Origin of the sequence: Dietzia sp. Die43 (assembly GCF_024519835.1) — a bacterium.
GTDB classification, from domain to species: Bacteria; Actinomycetota; Actinomycetes; order Mycobacteriales; family Mycobacteriaceae; genus Dietzia; species Dietzia kunjamensis.
Map to the genome: position 1 here is coordinate 44,138 of NZ_JALJRF010000014.1, position 19,029 is coordinate 63,166.

Below are 19,029 nucleotides of genomic sequence, written 5' to 3' on the forward strand. Positions count from 1 at the left end.
TGACAGATAAACAAACTTTCTGGACGGGCGTTCTGAACGATCGCCCGAACAGTCGTTTCGAACCCTAAAGTGCCCCCTCTATCGCCGCCACCGAACGCGCGAGAGCGCCATCCCGTCACCGGCCGGTGCTATAGTTGATGCGTCATCCACCGCTGGAGAGGGGGTGCAGAGCCCATGTCCGATATCCGTATCCACCGGTCCCGGTCGCGCTCACACGACGCCGGCGGGTGGTTGGACTCCCGCCACTCGTTCTCGTTCGGCAACTACCAGGACCCGATGAACACGCACTTCGGCCGCCTGCTGGTGAACAACGACGACCGCATCGCCGCCGGCTCCGGCTTCGACACGCACGGCCACCGGGACATGGAGATCGTCACGTGGGTCCTGTCCGGCTCGCTCGTGCACCAGGACTCCGAGGGACACAGCGGGATCATCTACCCCGGACTCGCGCAGCGGATGAGCGCCGGCTCGGGGATCCTGCACTCCGAACGCAACGACGGCTGGCGCGACGGCCCGGTCCGCCCCGAGGCCGCCCCCGCCGACCCGGTCCACCTCGTCCAGATGTGGGTCGTCCCGGACTCCTCCGGTGGGGATCCCGGCTACGAACAGCTGGAGATCGAACCGGCGGAGCTGGAGAACCAGCTCGTCGTCGTCGCCGGAGGGCTACCCACCCACGCCGACCGCGCCGCCATCCGGATCCGCGACCGCTCGTCCGCGCTGCACGCCGCGCGGCTGGCACCGGGCCGGTCCGTCCAGCTCCCCGACGCGCCCTACGTCCACCTCTACGTGCCCCTGGGCTCGGTGACGCTGGAGGGCGAGGGCCTGCTGGACACCGGCGACGCCGCGCGGATGACCGCCGCCGGGGGGCGGCGTGTCACCGCCGGCGACCACGGCGCCGAGATCCTCGCGTGGGAGATGCACGCGGGCATGACGATGCTCGACGTCCGCGGCCACTAGTCCTTCTCGGTTGCCGTCCCCTTGTCGTCGCCGGCCGACAGGGGGGCACCGTCGTCCTGCTCCCCGTCCCCCGGGATGTGGTACAGCGGGTGCACCGGCTCGGGCGAGGGCGCCTCCTCGTGCTTCTCGAGCTCCTCGGCCGAGTAGGCACGGCGCCACTGGCGGGTGATCGTGGGCGGCCTCTCCCCCATGTCATTGCTGATCCCGCGCACCAGGCTGTACATCATGACGAAACCCATGATGAAGAACGGCAGGCCGATGACGGTGATGACCTCCTGAAGCGCGGTCAGTCCACCCTCGCCCGTGCCGGCCAGCAGGGTCGCCGCGACCGCGCCCATGAGCACGCCCCAGATGACGCGCTGATGGGTCGGCGAGGGCTCGAAGTCGTCGTCCTTGCCGGAGGCCATCATGTCGACGACCATCGACGCCGAGTCGACGGACGTGGTGAAGAAGACGACGACGAGCAGCACCGCGATACCGGAGAGCAGCGTGGCCAGCGGGTAGTTCGACAGGAACGCGAACAGCGCGCCCGGGATGTCGCCGTCGTCGACCACCGCCTCGGTGAGGCCGCCGGAACCGAAGAGTTCGATGTGGAACGAGGCCATGCCGAAGATGCCGAACCACAACACCGAGAAGCCCACCGGCAGGGCGAGGACGCCGAAGACGAACTGGCGGATCGTGCGGCCGCGGCTGATCCGGGCGATGAAGATGCCCACGAACGGCGACCACGTGATGGTCCACGCCCAGTAGAAGACGGTCCACGTGTTCTGCCACGAGGCCAGGTCGTCGTTGGCAGGAAAGACGTTGTTCCACAGCGCCAGCTCCGGCAGGGTCGACAGGTAGATCCCCAGCGACTCGACGGTGCCCTTGAGCAGGAAGAGGGTGGGCCCGGTCGCCACGACGAAGATCAGCAGCGCGACCGCGACCGCGATATTGAGGTTGGACAGCCGCTTGATGCCCTTCTCCAGGCCCAGGGCCACGGAGATGCACGCGATGGTGGTGACCACGACGATGACGAGGACCTGGACGACCGGGGACATGGCGATGCCGAACAGCTCGTCCAGGCCGGCGTTGATCTGCAGCGTGCCCAGGCCGACCGACGTCGCCACACCGAACACGGTGCCGACGAGCGCCACGATGTCGATCGTCTTGCCGAGCGGGCCGAAGATCTTGTCGCCCAGCAGCGGCGCGAAGATCGAGCTCACCCGCGGCGGCATCTTGCGCTTGTAGATGAAGTAGGCGAACGCCAGGGCGGGCAGCGCGAAGATCGTCCAGGTGTGCAGGCCGAAGTGGTACAGCGTGAACGCCATCGCCTCGGTGGCGGCCTCCCGGCTGCCGGGTTCGACACCCCCGCGCGGCGGGGTCGCGAAGTGCGAGATGGGCTCCGCCACGCCCCAGAACATGAGGATGGTGCCGATCCCGGCCGCGAACAGCATGCCGAACCAGGTGAGTGTGGAGTGCTCGGGCAGCTCGTCGTCCCCGCCCAGGCGGACGTGACCGAACCGGCTGAGCGCGATCCAGATGAGGAAGCCGAGGAACGCGGTGACACCGAAGATGTAGAACCAACCGAGGTTGGTCATGATCCAGCCGGACGCGGTGCCGAATACGCTGCCCACCCATTCGCCGGCGAAGAACGTCACCACGACGAAGAGCAGGATGACCCCGACAGTCGTGAAGAACACCCCCGGATCGGTCTTGAGCCTCAGTGCTCTCAGTATCCGTTCGGACATGGTCTCCCCCGTCGTCTCGGCTCTACCCGGGCGCCGGTGCCGCCGGATCGAGTGGTTCAGTCAGAGTGCTGCTTCTATTAGTGGTCGGGCTTCTACTAGTGGTCGGGCTTCTACTTGTGGTCCTGCTTCTAGTACGCGAAGTTGTGTACCACGAATACCTTCCCGCCGCTCGAATAGGCGATTCCCATCCCGGCGGACCGGTAACCGGGATCGAGGAGGTTCTCGTTGTGGCCGGGCGAGTTCTTCCACAGGTCGACGAGGCAGGTCGCGCCGCAGTGGGTCCCGGCGGCGACGATGTTCTCCCCGTAGCCACGGCCGATCAGGGCGGTGTTGTGGACCACCTCGTCGCGGGCGGCGAGACGGTCGGCCCAGGCCTGGGCCTCACGGTCGAGTTCCGGGTTCGGCGCCAGCGTCCCGAGTGCGCGGCCGACGCGGTACGAGTCGATCTCGCGGACGATGCCCTCGCGCAGACCCCCGGTCACCGCCATGCCGGCGACGTCCCGGTAGGCCATCTCGCTGGAGCCGACCGCCGCCCACACCTCGGGGGGCAACGCGGCGCGCACCTGGGAGACGAGCCCGTCCACCTGGGGCACCAGATGGGCGGGGATCAGGTGCTGCGGGATGAAGGACGGCAGTGTCCGGTCAGCCGTCTGGGCAGAGGCGGTCGCGGCCCCACCCACAAGGGTGGCGGCGGTGACGGCGATCGTCGCGAGTGACGCGATGAGACTGGTGCGCATGGTGATGATCATGCCGCCTCGGTGCGCCTGAAGCGAACCAATTGGCCGATGAGGTAACAGGACGGGCGCGGGACGGCGTCAATGCTGTGACCAGCAGATATCAGCGATGCTGGTGTGGCTGGAGTGGCTCACGGGGTACGAGGAACCGACCCGCTCCGGGGAGCACCTCGACGGTCACCGGAAGGGGCGCGATGGCGTCCCCGTCGGCGAAGGCCTCGACGTCCGCGGCCTCGAGTCGGACCGTCCGGCACCGCCTCGTCGACACGCCGCGCAGACCCACGTGGGCACCGGAGTAGATCGAGGGGAAGTGCCGCATGAAGCGGAGTTTGGAGATCTTCCCGACGTAGCAGACGTCGAACAACCCGTCGCTCCGGTCGGCGTCGGGTGCGATCTTCATGTCCCCGCCGTAGCTGCGGGTGATCGCGAACGCGCTGAGCAGGACCTCGGTCTCGACGGTGTCCTCGCTCGGCAGCCCGGCGTCGAAGACCATCCGGAAGCGCCGGGGACGGTAGGTCGGGAACTCGATGATCGAGGCGAGGACGTAGCGCAGGGGCCCGCGGAGGAGTCCCATCTCGTTGACCCGCCGGTTGACCTTCGAGTCCAACCCGGCGCACAGCACCGAGGCGAACACCGTTGGTTCCCCGCCGTCCGGGGTGGCCCGGCCGAGGTCAACGGTCTCGACCCGGCCGTCGGCGACGACGTCCGCGGCGGCCTCGGGATCGCCCAGGGGGATGCCGTATTCGCGGGCCAGGTCGTTGCCGGTGCCCGCCGGGATGATGCCCACGGGCACATCGGTGAAGGCCTGCGCCTGCACGGCGATCGAGACCATCCCGTCTCCACCGCACACCACGAGCGCGTCGGTCCCGTCGGCCACCGCCCGCCGCGCCAGCGCGAGGGACTCGGTCGCCCCGCCTCCGGCTAGCCGGGTGACCTCGAGACCGTGCGCGCGCAGCCGGTCGGCGGCCCGGCCCGCCACCTTCTCTCCGCGTCCCCCGCCCGCGGCGGGGTTGACCAGCAGCGTGACCGCCCCGATCCGGCGGTCGGACAGCTGCGCGCTCATGGGATGAGTGTGCCCGGGTTGCACACGCCGTGGGGGTCGACGGCGCTCTTCACCGCGCGCAGCATCCGCAGTCCGACCTCGCCGATCTCCGACTCCAGATACGGGCGGTGGTCCACCCCGACCGCGTGGTGGTGGGTGATCGTGCCGCCGGCCGCCACGATCGCCTCGGAGGCCGCCCGCTTGGCATCGAGCCACTGGGCGACGGGGTCCGGCCCGCGCTGGGCAGCCACCACGGTGAAGTAGAGGGACGCACCCGTCGGGTAGACGTGGCTGATGTGGCACATGACCAGCGCCGGCGTTCCGAAGGCCTCGAGCGACCCGGTCAGCGCCTCCGTGACCGCGGCCCGCAGTGCCGGCAGGCGGGACCAGTCGGTGGCGGTCTCCAGGGTCTCCACCAGCGCGCCGTTGTCCAGCAGCGCATCGCGCAGGACCGGGGCCCCGAAGCGGCCGTGTTCCCACGACTGCGCGGGCCCCGGGCCCAGTGAGGTGCCGCCGTGGGTGATCAGGACCTCCCGCGTCTCCGCGTGCCGGGACCCGGCATGGGCGGCCGTGCCCTCGAACAGGCAGAGACACAGGCAACCCCCGGCCCTGTCCTCGACATCCCCGGTCTGCTCGCCGATCGAGTCGGTCGCGGTCGCGAGGTTCACCATCGTCTCTGTCTCGTCGGACAGACGGATGACCGTCGGGCCCGTCCCCTGCTGTTCGACCGCGCGCAGCGCCGCGGCGCCGGTGGCGAAGTCGGGAAAGCGGAACGCCTCGTGCCGCACCACCTCCGGCACCGGATGGATCCGCACGCGCACCCGGGTGCACACGCCGAACGCACCCTCCGATCCCAGGAGCCACTGCCGCAGGTCCGGGCCCGCGGCCGACGCCGGGGCCCGGCCCGCCTCGATCACGCCGACCGGGGTGACCACCGTCAGCCCGCTGACCATCTCGTCGAAGCGCCCGTACCCGGCGGAGCTCTGTCCCGAGGACCGGGTCATGGCGTAGCCGCCCAGCGTGGCGTAGGGGAAGGACTGCGGGAAGTGCCCGAGCGAGAAACCGTGCTCAGCCAGCAGTTCCTCGGCCCGCGGACCCGTGACGCCCGCCCCGAGGACCGCCTCCCCCGACTCGGGGTCGATCGACTCGAGACCGTCGAAATGGGCCAGGTCGACGCTCAGCACGGCCCTGTTCGTCCCGGTGTCCGGGTCCAGGCCGCCGACGACGGAGGTGCCGCCGCCGAAGGGGACGACCGCGACCTTCTCGGAGGTGCACCAGTCCAGGAGGGCGGCCACCTCGTCGTCGTCCCCCGGGGCCACCACCGCATCGGGGCAGTCCACGGCCGGCCTCGTCCGCCACGCCAACAGGTCGGGCGTCGACTTGCCGCGGGCGCGCGGAAGGCGCTGCGCGTCGTCGACCGAGACGTCGCCGGGGCCCACGATGTCGGCCAGTGCGGCGAGATCGACGTCGGTGAGTCGCGAGGGCGAGGCGGTCACCGCGGCCGGGTCGAACGTCCGCCCGGTCTCCGCGGTCACGCCGAGCACGTCGCGCAGCAGGGCGCGGATGCTCTCGCTCAGCTCCGTGGCCTCGGCGGCCGTCCCCCACCGGGGCAGGTCCATCGGCGGTAGCGGCAGGCGGCCGGATCGGTGCTTGTCAGCGGGGTTCACGTCGCTCATACTGGGACACTAGAGCACGATCTGTTCCGCTCACGGGTTTTCGTCGGGTGACCCGGCACCGATCCGCGCCCCGCGGGACCCGCCGCGAAGGAGGCCCGGTGACCGTTTCCTCCCCTTCGCGCCACACCACGCGGGACCGCGCGCTCACCGCCGCCCGGGCCGCGATCCTCGAGATCGGCCCCAGCCGCACCACGATGGTCGAGGTCTCGCGCCGATCCGGCGTCGGACGCACCACCCTCTACCGGCACTGGCCCGACGTCAGGGCACTGGTCGCCGACCTCCTCACCCGCGAACTCACCGGCGTGGTCGAGCGCGTCGGCCCGGACCTGCTGGAGGGCGCGGTCCACGATGCCGGCGAGTTGGCCCGCCTGCTGTGCGCGATGGCCGACGAGGTGCGCACCGACCCCCTGCTCGACGCGCTGCGGCGACACGAGAGCGGCATGCTCGCCGAGTACGTGTTCCGCCGGCTCGGCACGTCCCAGCACCGACTCATCGAGTTCCTCCGCGACGTCCTCGCCCGCGCCATCGCGGCCGACGCCCGCCTCGCCGGCCGCGACCCCGACCGCATGGCCACCATGCTCTACCTCGCGGTCCAGGGCGCCGTGCTGTCCGCTCCACTGGCCGACCCGCCGCTCGACGCGGACTCGTGGCGCGCCGAGCTCCACCTGCTCGTGACCGGGTACCTGGGCCTGTGACCGGGCACGCGAAAGCGGACCACGGGCCCACCGCGCGCCCCGGGCCCACCGATGCGAGGGCCCCGTCCACCGCGCTGTCCGCCGGTCGACGCGCGCGCGAGCTCGCCGAGCTGCGCGGCCGCTCCACTCCCGTGGACCTCATCGTGATCGGCGGCGGCATCACGGGCGCGGGGATCGCGCTCGACGCCGCCTCTCGCGGACTCGAGACCGTATTGCTGGAGGCCCACGACCTGGCGTTCGGTACCAGCCGATGGTCCTCCAAGCTCGCCCACGGCGGGCTGCGCTATCTGGCGACCGGCAACGTCGCGATCGCGCGCCGCTCGGCCGTCGAGCGTGGCATCATGCTCGAGCGCACCGCCCCCCACCTCGTGCGCCCGCTCGCGCAGGTTGTGCCCGTCTACCGCGACACCCAGCCGGTGGGGGCCGTGCTGCCGGGCCTCGGGTTCGTCGCCGGTACCGTGCTCTCCCGTCTCGCCGGGACGCGCGCCGACCGCCTGCCGGGCGCGCGTGTGCTGGGCCCGCGCCGGGTCGCCGAGTACGTCCCGGGCGTGCGCCGCGACGGCCTGCGGTTCGGCCACCTCAACTGGGACTGTCAGCTCGTCGACGACGCCCGCCTGGTCACCGCCGTCGCGCGCACGGCGGCCGGGCACGGGGCCCGCGTCATCACGCGGGCGCGGGTGCTGGAGGCGAGCGGCACGCGGGTCACCGTCCGCGACGAGCTCGGCGCGGGCGGCGCTGTCGTGGGCGGCGCGGGGGTCGGCGGCGCGGGGGTCGGTGGCGCGGCGCGGAGCGACGACGACAGCGACGACGAGTTCACCCTCTCCGCGCGGGCCGTCGTGTCGGCGACCGGCGTGTGGGCCGGCCAGACCACTCCCGGCGTGCGCGTGCGTCCCTCGCGTGGCACCCACCTGGTCCTCGACGCGGCCGCGTTGGGCCATCCCGTCGGCGCCCTCACCGTGCCGGTGCCGGGTGAGACCAACCGCTTCTGCTTTGCCATCCCGGCCGAGTTCGGGCGACTGCACGTGGGCTTGACCGACGTCGACGCCCCCGGCCCGGTGCCGGACGTGCCGGAGTCGACCGAGGCGGAGATCGACTTCCTGCTGGATGTCGTCAACCGGGCGCTCGAGGTGCGGCTGACCCGCGACGATGTGCTGGGCACCTTCGCGGGCCTGCGCCCCCTGGTCGATTCCGGCGACGGCGACACGGCCGACCTCTCCCGCGATCACGCCCTGCTCACCTCGGACAACGGCCTCGTCACGATCACCGGCGGCAAGCTCACGGAGTACCGGCTCATGGCCGAGCAGGTGGTCGACCTCGTCGCGGGGCGTGCAGGACTCCCCGCCGGTCCGTGCCGGACCGCCGACCTCCCGCTCGTCGGGGCGCCGGGGCATCCCGTGGCCGCGGTGGCGGCCACCTCCGCCGGACTCCTCCCCGCCTCCCTGGTCGCGCGCTACGGCCAGGAGGCCGGCACCGTGGTGGCGGCCAGCCTGCTGGACCGGCCGCTGGAGGCGGTGGCCGAGGGCCTCGACGTCACCCGCGCCGAGTTCTCCTACGCGGTCACCCACGAGGGGGCGCTGACCGTCGACGACGTCCTCGACCGTCGCAGCCGCATCGGGCTGGTGGCCACCGATCGGGCCGCCGCCGAGCCGGTCGCCCGTCAGGCCCTCGCCGCGGGACGGGCCGCCGCGGACTGACTGCCGGTACGCCTTCCGCGCCTGTCGCGACCCAACTGGAGCCGACGGGCGCCGGGAGGCCCTAGTCGAATCTCCGGACCAGCTGCAGAAACTCCGTGCCGTAGTCGAGCTGGGTCTGCAGGTCGCGATAGCGGGCCTCCGCCTCCGAGCGGATCTCCTCGACCGTCGTCCGGGCCGCGTGCCAGTCGTCGAGCTCCACCGAACCCGAGCCGCGGCCCGCCGAGAGGACGTCCGTCGCCCGAAGGAACTGCCTCATGCGTTCCAACGAGAACCCCAGGGGCTTCATCCGCCGCACCAGGAGCAGTCGCTGGACATCCGCATCGGTGTAGAGCCGGAAACCGCCGGCGGTGTGACCGGAGGGCGCCACCAGGCCGAGTTCGTCGTAGTGGCGGAGGGTGCGGATCGACAGGCCGGTGATCTCGGCGACCTCGCCGATCTTGCGCACCGCGTCGTCCGACATCGTTCTCCTCGTGGGCTTGTTCACACTCATCGGCTCGGGTTCGCGCTCGACCAACTCTACCGCTACGGTACATTCAGAATCTCCCGCTACGGGAGAGTCTGTCATGCCCCTACATGGTGAGGAAAGTTCTCCGTGACAGCTCCCGCGACCACGCCCGCGGCCTCTCCCGCTCCCGGCGTCGCCGATGACGGTCTGGCGCCCGTCGGTGTCCTCGCCTCGCTGAAGTACGCCTTCTCCTCGGCCCGGCGACTGCGCACCGAGGTGCTGGCCGGGCTGGTCGTCGCCCTGGCGCTGATCCCCGAGGCCATCTCGTTCTCCATCCTCGCCGGGGTCGACCCGCGGGTGGGGCTGTTCGCCTCGTTCACGATGGCCGTGACGATCGCCTTCACCGGCGGTCGGCCGGCGATGATCTCCGCCGCCACCGGCGCGATCGCCCTGGTCATCGCTCCCGTCGCGCGTGACTACGGGATGGACTATCTGGTCGCGACCGTTCTGCTGGCCGGCATCATCCAGGTGGTCCTCAGCCTCATCGGCGTGGGCCGACTCATGCGCTTCATCCCCCGCAGCGTGATGGTCGGGTTCGTCAACGCCCTGGCGATCCTCATCTTCACCGCGCAGATCCCGCACCTGCTCGGGGTGCCGTGGCTGGTCTACCCGATGGTCGCCGTCGGCCTCCTCATCATGGTCTTCTTCCCGAGGCTCTCGGCCGCGCTTCCCGCACCGCTGATCGCGATCGTGGCGATCACCGCAGTCGTGGTGCTGTTCGGCTGGACCATGCCCAACGTGCACGACCAGGGCGAACTGCCCGACTCGCTGCCGTCGCTGTTCTTCCCCGACGTGCCGTGGACCATGGAGACGCTCCGGATCATCGCCCCCTATGCCCTCGCGATGGCCCTGGTCGGGCTCATGGAGTCCCTGATGACCGCCAAGCTGGTCGACGACATCACCGAGGTGCGCACCGACAAGACCCGCGAGGGCTGGGGCCAGGGCGTGGCCAACATCGTCACCAGCTTCTTCGGCGGCATGGGCGGCTGCGCGATGATCGGCCAGACGATGATCAACGTCAAGCAGTCGGGCGCCCGCACCCGGCTGTCGACCCTCCTGGCCGGGATCTTCCTGCTCATCCTCGTCGTGGCACTGGGCGACATCGTGGGCCTGATCCCCATGGCCGCTCTCGTCGCGGTGATGATCATGGTCTCCGTGGCCACCCTGGACTGGCACTCCATCCATCCCTGCACCCTGCGCCTGATGCCGCTCAGCGAGACGCTCGTCATGGTCGTCACCGTGGCCGCCACCGTGATCACCCACAACCTGGCCATCGGCGTCGTCCTCGGCGTCCTCACCGCGATGGTCATGTTCGCCCGACGCGTCGCGCACATGACGAGCCTGGAGAAGGTCTCGGAGCTCGACGTGAATCACGACGGCACCATCGACATCCGTACCTACCGGGTCCGCGGGGAACTGTTCTGGGCCTCCAGCAACGATCTGGTCTACCAGTTCGACTACTCGGGCGATCCCCAGCACGTTGTCATCGACCTGACCGAGGCCGACATCTGGGACGCCTCCACCGTGGCCACCCTCGATGCGATCAGCCACAAGTACGCGGCCAAGGGCAAGACGGTCGAGATCATCGGCCTCGACGGGGCCAGCCAGGAGCGACTGGAGAAGCTCTCCGGCAATCTCGGTGAGGGGCACTGACCTGACCCGACCCGGCCTGACCAGACCGTATCCTGGTCGACCGCACCCCGTTCCGGACCCAAAGGAGCGCTACCCGATGCACACCCTCCCGAAGCCGGGGAGCGCGCTGCGCCTGGCAGGTCTGATCCTGACCGCGGCCGTGATCACCGCGGTCATGGTGCGAGCCGCGACCGAGTTCATGCTGGACCTCCAGGTGTTCCAGGATGCCGGTCGGGCTCTGCTGGCCGGGGCGGACCTGTACTCCGAGGGCTTTCCCACCCGCTCGGGCTTCAGGTTCATCTACCCGCCGTTCGGCGCCGTCGTCTTCCTGCCGCTGGCGCCACTCGGAGCCACTGTCGCCCAGCTCGCCTGGACCGCCGCCACGGTGGTCGCGGTCTGGGCGATCCTGGCCATGGCCGCGTCCCGGCTCCAGCTTCAGGGCGCACGAACCCTGGCCCTGGCACTGACCGGCGTGGCGCTGCTGTTCGAGCCGGTCCGCGCGAACATCGGCTTCGGCCAGATCAACATCTTCCTGTTCCTCATGGTCACCGCCGACGTCCTGGGCTTCACTCCCCGCCGCGCCCGCGGCGTCTTGCTCGGCCTGGCCGCCGGCATCAAGATCACCCCGGCCGCGTTCGGCGTTCTGTTCCTCGTCCGTAGAGACTGGGCGTCCCTGGCACGGGCGGTTGGCACAGTCGCGGCCACGATCGGCCTCGGGCACCTCATCCGCCCGGCCGAGTCCTGGCATTTCTGGACCGCCGAGTTCTTCCTCACCGAACGGGGCGGCACACGGCACTTCGTCCCCAACCAGGCCCTGAGCGGCCTGCTGACCCGGGCCCGGATCCCCGCCGAGCACCTCGACCCGCCCGTCTACGGCTTCTTCCTGCTCGTCGCCGCGGCAGCCACCTGGGGAGCCTGGCGACTGACCCGGGACAGCCGGCCCGTCGACGCCCTACTCCTGGTCGCCCTCGGGGTCTTCATCGCCTCTCCGGTGGCGGTGACCCACCACTGGTCCGGCGTGGTCATCGCCATCCCGCTACTACTGACCGCCCGGCGCAGACCGGTCCGGATCGCGGTGGCGGTCCTGGTCCTCACCCACCTGATCGGCACGCACTACGCCTACGCGCTCACCGCGGTCGACCCAGCCGCCCACGTGCTGCAGTGGCTCATCGGCAACGCGCAGGGTGTGAGCGGAATCGCCGCGTTCGCGATGCTGCTCGGCGACGCCGCTCTGGGCGACGCCGCTCTGGGCGGCGCCCCCGGGCGGCGTCAGCCGATCCGTTCGGGCGCCTGGAACTCGGCCTCGAACCTGTCGTAGGAGAAGGTGGCGAGGGCGCGGGCGCGGTCCAGCCCGAGTTCGCGTACCGCCTCGGCGAACCGCGCGACATCGGCGTCGCTGTCATCCGCGCCCGTCGCGATCGTCACGCGAGCGCCGCTCAGCGGACGCATCCGCCCACCCCGGGCGGTGGCCTCGGCCGTGACCCGCACCGGCTGACCGTCGAGGACCTGCACGCAGTTCATCGCGAGTGATTGGCTGCCGGGGATCGGGACACCGACGCGGGTATCCAGCCTGAGATCGACCCCGCCCGCGCCCGCCGACCCGACCGCCCCGAGACGGGCATCGTCGAGCGCCCCGCCGGCGGTGCCGACCATGTCGCCCTTCCACTTGGGAAAGCCCCACAGCTCGTTGCCCGCCGCGAGGGTGAAGTCCTGGTCCACCGGCAGTTCGTGGATGTGCACCAGCGTCCCGTGGCCCGGCACCTTGAGCTGGAAAGCCACTCCCATCTCGTGGTACGCACCCAGGACGTTGCCGGGCACGTCGTGGTACCGCACGTGGATCATGATCGCGGGGGTCCGGCCGCCGGGTAGTGCCACCGGCTCGGCGCCCGCAGCGTCGAGAACGGCGGACTGACGGCCGGCCGCGATGAGCCGGCGGACGACGGCTGCCCGGGTGAGGAACGCCGCGCCGGAGACCGAGGCGGACACGACGGGGACCGGGAAGGTGATCTCGCGTCCGGCGACGACGCGGGAGGTGGGAGAGCTCATGGTGCGACGGTAGCGGGCGCTCGGGCCGGAATCATCAGTTTGCGCGGCTAACGATCGGGGCGGCGGGTCCGATATCACCTGTGTAGGCCAGCTCACGTCCCGCCGCCCGGTTCGCGGCGCGACCACCGATCCATCTGGAGGCACTCATGCTCAAGGCCATCGCCGACTTCTTCGCCCAGTTCGACTTCACCGTCGGCTCGTCCGCCGCCATCAACGCCGCGATCTCGGGCTCGTCCGCATTCATCGACCAGCAGTTCGGTTTCGACAGTTCGCTGGGGAATCTCGCCGTGAGCAGCATCGGCCGCGTCGGCGAGCCCACCACCTGACACGGCTCACCCGCGACGGCGTCGGACCGCCCGGGTCAGACGTGCCCGACCCACCGCTTCAGGCCGTGGGACCGGTCATGTCCTGCCCGGGCTGGGCCACGTCCCGCTTGTCGGCCTTCCCCTTGTACTTCGGCCGCAGGAGGTTGGACGGCGACAGGATGTCGTCGAGCTCCGCCGCCGACAGCAGCCCCATCTCCAGCACCACCTCGCGGACCCCGCGGCCCGACCTGGCGCACTCGCGGCCGACCCGGTCGCCGTTGTGGTGTCCGATGATCGGGTTGAGGTAGGTGACGATCCCGATCGAGTTCATCACGTTCTGTCGGGCCACCTCGACGTTGGCGGTGATCCCCTCCACGCACTTCTCGGTCAGGGTCTCGATGGCGTTCGTCAGCAGGGAGATCGACTCGAACATCGCCTGGGCGATCACCGGCTCCATGACGTTGAGCTGCAGCTGACCGGCCTCGGCGGCCATGGTCACGGTGACGTCGTTGCCGATCACCTTGAAGCACACCTGGTTGACGACCTCGGGTATCACCGGGTTGACCTTGGCGGGCATGATCGAAGACCCGGCCTGCAGCTCCGGCAGGTTGATCTCGTTGAAGCCGGCGCGCGGCCCCGAGGACAGCAGCCGCAGGTCGTTGCAGATCTTGGAGACCTTCACCGCGGTCCGCTTGAGGGCGGCGTGGACGTTGACGTAGTCGCCGGTGTCGCTGGTGGCCTCGATGAGGTTCATCGCGCCGGTGACCGGCAGTCCGGTGACGGCCCGCAGATGTTTGATGACGGCGCGACGATAGTCGGGCGGGGTGTTGACTCCGGTGCCGATCGCGGTCGCACCGAGGTTGACGTCGAGCAGCATCCGGGCCGCGGCGCCGAGGACGTGGAGTTCCTCGTCGAGCGTCACGGCGAAGCCGCCGAACTCTTGGCCCATCGACATGGGGACCGCGTCCTGCAGCTGCGTGCGCCCCATCTTGAGGACCTCGCGGAATTCCTCGGACTTGTCGTAGCAGGCCTCCCGCAGGGCGACGATCGCCGGTTCGAGCCGTTCCAGCGCGTGCCAAAGGGCGATGCGGAATCCGGTCGGGTAGGCGTCGTTGGTGGACTGTGAACGGTTGACGTCGTCGTTGGGGCTGACGATGTCGTAGGAGCCCCTGGGGTGGCCGAGGCGCTCGAGGGCGAGGTTGGCCACGACCTCGTTGGTGTTCATGTTCACCGAGGTGCCGGCGCCGCCCTGGAACTGGCAGGAGGGGAACTGGTCCATGCAGCGCCCGTCGACCAGGATCTCGTCGCAGGCCCCGACGATCGCCTTCGCCACCGTCTCGTCGAGGACACCCATCTCGAGGTTCGCGAGCGCGGCGGCCTTCTTCACCATGACCATGCCGCGCACGAAGTCGGGGATGTCGCTGATGGTGGTGGCGGTGATCGGGAAGTTCTCGACGGCCCGGACCGTGTGGATGCCGTAATAGGCCTCCGCCGGGACCTCCTTGGTACCGAGCAGGTCATGTTCCACACGGGTCTGGCTCATTCGTCCTCCGCCTCTCGGGTCGCCTGCGGCCCACCCTAACCGCGCCGCACCCGACCTCGCGGCGATCCACCGGCGGGAAGGCCGCCGCTCTGCCTAGTGTGGTGGCATGTCGCGCACGACGACCTCCCGTCGCTCCCGAGCGTTCAACTCCGCTCGGGACATCCTGCGGCAGCTGTACCCGTCGGACGGGGTGCTGGGGAGCATCGTCGACCGGCGCGAGATGCCGCTGCCGCGCGGGACGTGGACGATCTTCGGGGTGGCGTTCGTGGGGTTCGCGACCCCGGTGATCGGATTCGTCGAGCTGGCCGAGCGCATCCGCGGCGATGCGGGCCTGCCCTTCGACCGGCCCGTCATGCTGTGGCTGCAGAGTCGCCATTCGCCGCGCAACACGCGCATCGTCCGGGCCGTCACCGAACTCGGCGGAGTCACTGCGGTGCCGTTGTTCGCTCTGGCCACCTCGGCGTATCTGGTCTCCGTCCGGGGCAGTCGCCGGCCCGCCGCACTGTTGACGGTGTCCCTGGTGGGGTCGACGATCATCAATTCGGTGCTCAAGGCCCTGTACCGGCGGGGTCGGCCCACGTTCTTCACCCACATCGTGGAGGAGAAGAGCTACTCGTTCCCCAGCGGTCACGCCATGGCGAGCGCGGCGTTGGCCGGGTGCGCCTGCGTCCTGGCCTGGCCAACGGCGTGGCGTTACCCGGTGATCGTCGGGTCCGCGGGGTACGTCCCGGCCATCGGCGTCACCCGCATGTACCTGGGTGTGCACTTCCCGAGCGACATCCTGGCCGGCTGGTGCGTGAGCCTGGCGTGGGTGGGCGAGGTGGCGACCATCATGTGGTTGATGGACCGCCTCGACGACTCGCCGACGCCGATGATCACCCACCGGAGGTCGGCCCGCGAGGCCGTGACGCCCGGGGTGTCGGGATGACGACGACGAGGCGCGCCCGGATCGAGCTGGGCCACGGCGACATCACCCGGATGGCCGTCGACGCGGTGGTCAACGCGGCCAACAGTTCCCTGCTCGGGGGCGGCGGTGTGGACGGGGCGATCCACCGCGCGGGCGGGCCGACGATCCTGGCCGAGTGCCGGGAGCTGAGGGCGGGCCGCCTGCGCGACGGGCTGCCGACGGGACAGGCCGTCGCGACCGGTGCCGGAGAGCTCCCCGCCCGCTGGGTCATCCACACCGTGGGCCCGGTCTACCGACGGACCGGCGGCGCGGAAGCAACGGGCGGCACGGGCGGCACCGGCGGCGGAGCGCTGCTGGCCGGCTGCTATCGCAATTCTCTCGCCGTGGCCGATGAGCTCGGCGCCCGCACGGTGGCCTTCCCGCTCATCTCCGCCGGGGCCTACGGCTGGCCACGGGAGGACGCGATCCGCACCGCGCTCGGGACTCTCGCCGGCATCGACACCGAGGTGGAGTCCGCCACGCTGCTGCTGTTCGACGCAGCCACCCTGAGCTTGGCCGAGCAGTGCCTCGCCGAGATCCGGCCCCGCTGACCCGCCCCGCGCCCGGCCCGCCTCGCACTCCGGTCCGCCCCGCCCCGCGCCACCCCGCACCGCACCGCACGCACCACCCCACCCCGCACCGCACCGCACCGCACTCCGATCCGCCCCGGCCAGATCCGCTACTCTCCCTCCGGATCCGCTAGTCCAATCCGACCAGCGGATCCGGATTCGGCATAGCAGATTTTCGGGGGTGGCGGAGAGCGTGGTGGTCGAGAGCGGTGCGTCGGCCCGGGGCCCGGTCGCGTCGGATGGGCGGGCGCGTGGCGTGCTCCCGGCGACGGTTCTGACGGAGGTCTGCGCCCCGTGGGTGGTGCTCACCGTCGGGTCGGTGCACCTCGGCCGGGCGGTGGGGTCGACCGGGTGGGGGCTCGCGACCGCCGCCGGCCTGGGCATCGTTCCGCAGGCCGCGATCACCTGGCGGGTCCGACGCAAGGCGCTGTCCGACCACCACGTCACCCGGCGGGAGGACCGCCCCCTGGTGATCGTCGGCATCGCCGGGTCGGTGGCGACCCTGCTCGCGGCCCAACGGTGGGGCGACGCCCCGGACGAGTTGCAGCGGATGACGCGGGCCGCACTGGTGGCGCTGGGCGTGGCCGGGGCCGCGACGCTCCGGATCAAGGTCTCGTTCCACACCGCCGTGCTCGCCGGGGTCGCCACGGTCCTCGCCCGCGAACTCTCACCCCGCTACTGGCGACTGCTGGCCCTCGTACCGACGGTGGCGTGGGCGCGCGTGCGGATCAGCCACCACACCCCGACCGAGACCGCGCTCGGGGCGATGATCGGCGTGACCTGCGGCTCCCTGGGCGGCGGCCGGACACCGGTGGTCGGGTAGCCGCCGCCCCGGGGGCGGAGTCGAGTCAGATGCGGTCGACCAGCAGCTTGGCGAACGCGGCCGGGTCGGAAAGCGTGCCGCCCTCCGCGAGGACGGCCGCACCCGACAGCAGCCGGGCGGTATCGGCCAGGCCCGGCGCCGACGGATCCGATGCGTACTGCTCGCGCAGCCGCTCGACCAGAGGGTGCGTGGGGTTGAGCTCGAGGATCCGCTTGCTCGTGGGCAACTCCATGCCCGAAGCGCGATACATGGCCTCGAGCTGCGGAGTCATGTCGAACTCGTCGCCCACCATGCACGCGGCCGATTCGGTGAGCCGGTGCGACAGGCGCACCTGCTTGACCTCGTCCGACAGCTCCTCGCCCAGCCAGGTGAGCAGGTCGGCGAACTCGGCCGCGTCGGGCTCGTCCTTGTTCTCCTCGCCCTCCGAGCCGATGCCGGACAGGTCCACGTCGCCCTTGGCCACCGACCGAAGGCGCTTGCCGTCGACCTCGCCGACCGCGTCCACCCACACCTCGTCGACCGGGTCGGTGAGGATGAGGACCTCGACGCCGCGGGCACGGAACGCCTCCAGGTGCGGGGAGTTCTCCACCGCCGCGCGGGACGTTCCGGTGAGGTAGTAGATCTCCTCCTGCCCGTCGGCCATCCGGGAGACGTACTCGGCGATGGTGGTGCCCACCTCGCCGTCGTCACGCTCGTCGTCGCGCGGGGTCTCGTCCGATCCGGACCCGGCGTCCCCGGCGCCCGCCTGGGCGGGACGCGTGGAGGCGAACGTGCTCACGGCCAGCAACTGCTCCCGGGCGTCGACGTCCGCGATCAGGCCCTCCTTGAGGACGGCACCGAAGTTGGCCCAGAAGCTGCGGAACTCCTCCGGCCGGTCGGTCTTGATCTGTTCGATCGTCTGCAGCACCCGCTTGACCAGGCGCTTGCGGATCGCCCGGATCTGGCGGTCCTGCTGGAGGATCTCGCGGGAGACGTTGAGCGACAGGTCCTGGGCGTCGACGATGCCCTTGACGAAGCGCAGGAACGGCGGGACCAGCTCCTCACAGTCGTCCATGATGAAGACACGACGGACGTAGAGCTGCACCCCGCGTTTGGTGTCCGGGGAGAACAGGTCGAACGGCACCTGCGTGGGAAGGAACAGCAGCGCCTGGTACTCGAACGTGCCCTCCGCCTTGAGCGTGATCGTCTCCAGCGGCTCGTCCCACGCGTGCGAGACGTGACGGTAGAACTCGGCGTACTCCTCGTCGGTGACCTCCGAGCGGGGCCGCGTCCACAGCGCCTTCTGGGAGTTCAGCGTCTCCGTCTCGGTGACCGTGCCGGGAGCCTCGGGCGCGGCGTCCTCGGCGGCATCGTCTGCGCCGTCTCCGTCCGCACCGGCCCCGTCCGTCGACTCCGGCGCCGGGCGCTCGACGTCCATGCGGATCGGCCAGGCGATGAAGTCCGAGTAGGTGCGCACCACCCGGCGCAGCGTGTGCTCCTCGGCGTAGTCCGGAAGCGCCGCGTCCCCACCGGCCGGCTTGAGCTGCAGGATCACCGAGGTGCCCTGGGGAGCGTCCGGGGCGTCCTCGATCGTGTACGTGTCCTCGCCGCTCGACGTCCAACGCGTCCCCACACTCTCGCCCGCCTTGCGGGTGACCAACGTGACGGTGTCGGCGACCATGAACGTCGAATAGAAGCCGATGCCGAACTGACCGATGAGGTCCGCGGTGGCCTGCTCCGAGACCTCACCGGACTCCTGCGCCGCCCGGGCCGCGGAGAGTGCCTCCCGCATCTGCCCGGTGCCCGACCTGGCGAGCGTGCCGATGAGGTCCACCACCTCGTCGCGGGACATGCCGATGCCGTTGTCGCGGATCGTCAGCGTCCGGGCGGCGGCATCCGGGATCAGCTCGATGTGCAGATCCGAGGTGTCCGCGCCGAGCGAGGAATCCTGCAGCGCGGCCAACCGGAGCTTGTCCAGCGCGTCCGAGGAGTTGGAGATGACCTCGCGCAGGAAGGTGTCCGGATTCGAATAGATCGAGTGGATCATCAGATCCAACAGCTGCCGGGTCTCGGCCTGGAACTCCCGGGTCTCTGCTGCACCGGAGGTCTGCGGGCTCATGGCGGGTATCGGTCCTTTCTCGTCACGGCTGAAG

Annotated in this window: 17 protein-coding genes; 9 read left to right on the plus strand and 8 right to left on the minus strand. The window is 70.7% G+C overall.

Annotation, left to right across the window (positions count from 1 at the left end; all coding sequences use genetic code 11):
* Positions 1–174 precede the first annotated feature (174 nt).
* Entirely contained in the window at positions 175–957 is a 783-nt protein-coding gene (locus NR111_RS12830; protein ID WP_256821001.1) for a pirin family protein, read from the plus strand.
* On the opposite strand, the gene NR111_RS12835 is transcribed toward NR111_RS12830, so the two are convergent.
* From NR111_RS12835 to NR111_RS12850, 4 genes are all read right to left on the minus strand, one after another.
* The gene (locus NR111_RS12835) at positions 954–2,687 is read right to left on the minus strand and encodes a BCCT family transporter (protein ID WP_069388503.1); all 1,734 of its coding nucleotides are present in this window, start codon (positions 2,685–2,687) and stop codon (positions 954–956) included. The genes NR111_RS12830 and NR111_RS12835 overlap by 4 nt on opposite strands.
* Positions 2,688–2,815: 128 nt before the next feature.
* Complete coding sequence (locus NR111_RS12840; protein ID WP_235027765.1) at positions 2,816–3,424, minus strand: CAP domain-containing protein; 609 nt, start codon at positions 3,422–3,424, stop codon at positions 2,816–2,818.
* Positions 3,425–3,524: 100 nt separating this feature from the next.
* Positions 3,525–4,484, minus strand: a complete 960-nt coding sequence (locus NR111_RS12845; RefSeq protein WP_256821002.1) for a diacylglycerol kinase — start codon at positions 4,482–4,484, stop codon at positions 3,525–3,527.
* Positions 4,481–6,082 carry an FAD-binding oxidoreductase gene (locus tag NR111_RS12850; RefSeq protein ID WP_256821048.1) on the minus strand — a complete coding sequence of 534 codons (1,602 nt, stop codon included), beginning with the start codon at positions 6,080–6,082 and terminating at the stop codon, positions 4,481–4,483. The genes NR111_RS12845 and NR111_RS12850 overlap by 4 nt, the downstream gene beginning before the upstream one ends.
* A 155-nt stretch (positions 6,083–6,237) precedes the next feature.
* Between NR111_RS12850 and NR111_RS12855 the strand changes: the two genes are divergently transcribed.
* Complete coding sequence (locus tag NR111_RS12855; protein WP_256821003.1) at positions 6,238–6,834, plus strand: TetR/AcrR family transcriptional regulator; 597 nt, start codon at positions 6,238–6,240, stop codon at positions 6,832–6,834.
* Entirely contained in the window at positions 6,831–8,528 is a 1,698-nt protein-coding gene (locus NR111_RS12860) for a glycerol-3-phosphate dehydrogenase/oxidase (protein WP_374210728.1), read from the plus strand. Before NR111_RS12855 ends, NR111_RS12860 begins: the two co-directional genes overlap by 4 nt.
* 61 nt (positions 8,529–8,589) lie before the next feature.
* Here NR111_RS12860 and NR111_RS12865 read toward each other — a convergent pair whose 3' ends face one another.
* Positions 8,590–8,988 (minus strand): MerR family transcriptional regulator, encoded by a 399-nt coding sequence (locus NR111_RS12865; RefSeq protein WP_256821004.1) that lies wholly within the window; start codon positions 8,986–8,988, stop codon positions 8,590–8,592.
* Positions 8,989–9,120: 132 nt separating this feature from the next.
* Here NR111_RS12865 and NR111_RS12870 point away from each other — a divergent pair, with 132 nt between their 5' ends.
* Complete coding sequence (locus tag NR111_RS12870; protein WP_374210729.1) at positions 9,121–10,686, plus strand: SulP family inorganic anion transporter; 1,566 nt, start codon at positions 9,121–9,123, stop codon at positions 10,684–10,686.
* Between the two features lie 76 nt (positions 10,687–10,762).
* Positions 10,763–11,983 carry a glycosyltransferase 87 family protein gene (locus NR111_RS12875; RefSeq protein WP_256821005.1) on the plus strand — a complete coding sequence of 407 codons (1,221 nt, stop codon included), beginning with the start codon at positions 10,763–10,765 and terminating at the stop codon, positions 11,981–11,983.
* Here NR111_RS12875 and NR111_RS12880 read toward each other — a convergent pair.
* The gene (locus NR111_RS12880) at positions 11,935–12,711 is read right to left on the minus strand and encodes an acetoacetate decarboxylase family protein (RefSeq protein WP_067718905.1); all 777 of its coding nucleotides are present in this window, start codon (positions 12,709–12,711) and stop codon (positions 11,935–11,937) included. The genes NR111_RS12875 and NR111_RS12880 overlap by 49 nt on opposite strands.
* Positions 12,712–12,857: 146 nt before the next feature.
* Here NR111_RS12880 and NR111_RS12885 point away from each other — a divergent pair, with 146 nt between their 5' ends.
* Positions 12,858–13,037: a hypothetical protein gene (locus NR111_RS12885; protein ID WP_120285388.1), complete on the plus strand. Its 180-nt coding sequence runs from the start codon at positions 12,858–12,860 to the stop codon at positions 13,035–13,037.
* 58 nt (positions 13,038–13,095) lie between these two features.
* Here NR111_RS12885 and aspA read toward each other — a convergent pair whose 3' ends face one another.
* On the minus strand, positions 13,096–14,559 hold the full coding sequence (gene aspA / locus NR111_RS12890) for an aspartate ammonia-lyase (protein ID WP_067718899.1): 1,464 nt from the start codon (positions 14,557–14,559) through the stop codon (positions 13,096–13,098).
* 106 nt (positions 14,560–14,665) lie between these two features.
* On the opposite strand from aspA, the gene NR111_RS12895 reads away from it, so the two are divergent.
* From NR111_RS12895 to NR111_RS12905, 3 genes are all read left to right on the plus strand, one after another.
* Complete coding sequence (locus tag NR111_RS12895) at positions 14,666–15,487, plus strand: phosphatase PAP2 family protein (RefSeq protein WP_256821006.1); 822 nt, start codon at positions 14,666–14,668, stop codon at positions 15,485–15,487.
* Positions 15,484–16,056 (plus strand): O-acetyl-ADP-ribose deacetylase, encoded by a 573-nt coding sequence (locus tag NR111_RS12900; protein ID WP_256821007.1) that lies wholly within the window; start codon positions 15,484–15,486, stop codon positions 16,054–16,056. Before NR111_RS12895 ends, NR111_RS12900 begins: the two co-directional genes overlap by 4 nt.
* Before the next feature lie 199 nt (positions 16,057–16,255).
* The gene (locus tag NR111_RS12905; protein ID WP_256821008.1) at positions 16,256–16,897 is read left to right on the plus strand and encodes a hypothetical protein; all 642 of its coding nucleotides are present in this window, start codon (positions 16,256–16,258) and stop codon (positions 16,895–16,897) included.
* A 25-nt stretch (positions 16,898–16,922) separates the two neighbouring features.
* Here the strand turns inward: NR111_RS12905 and htpG are convergent, their stop codons facing one another.
* Positions 16,923–18,995 (minus strand): molecular chaperone HtpG, encoded by a 2,073-nt coding sequence (htpG, locus tag NR111_RS12910; RefSeq protein ID WP_256821009.1) that lies wholly within the window; start codon positions 18,993–18,995, stop codon positions 16,923–16,925.
* Positions 18,996–19,029: the final 34 nt, after the last annotated feature.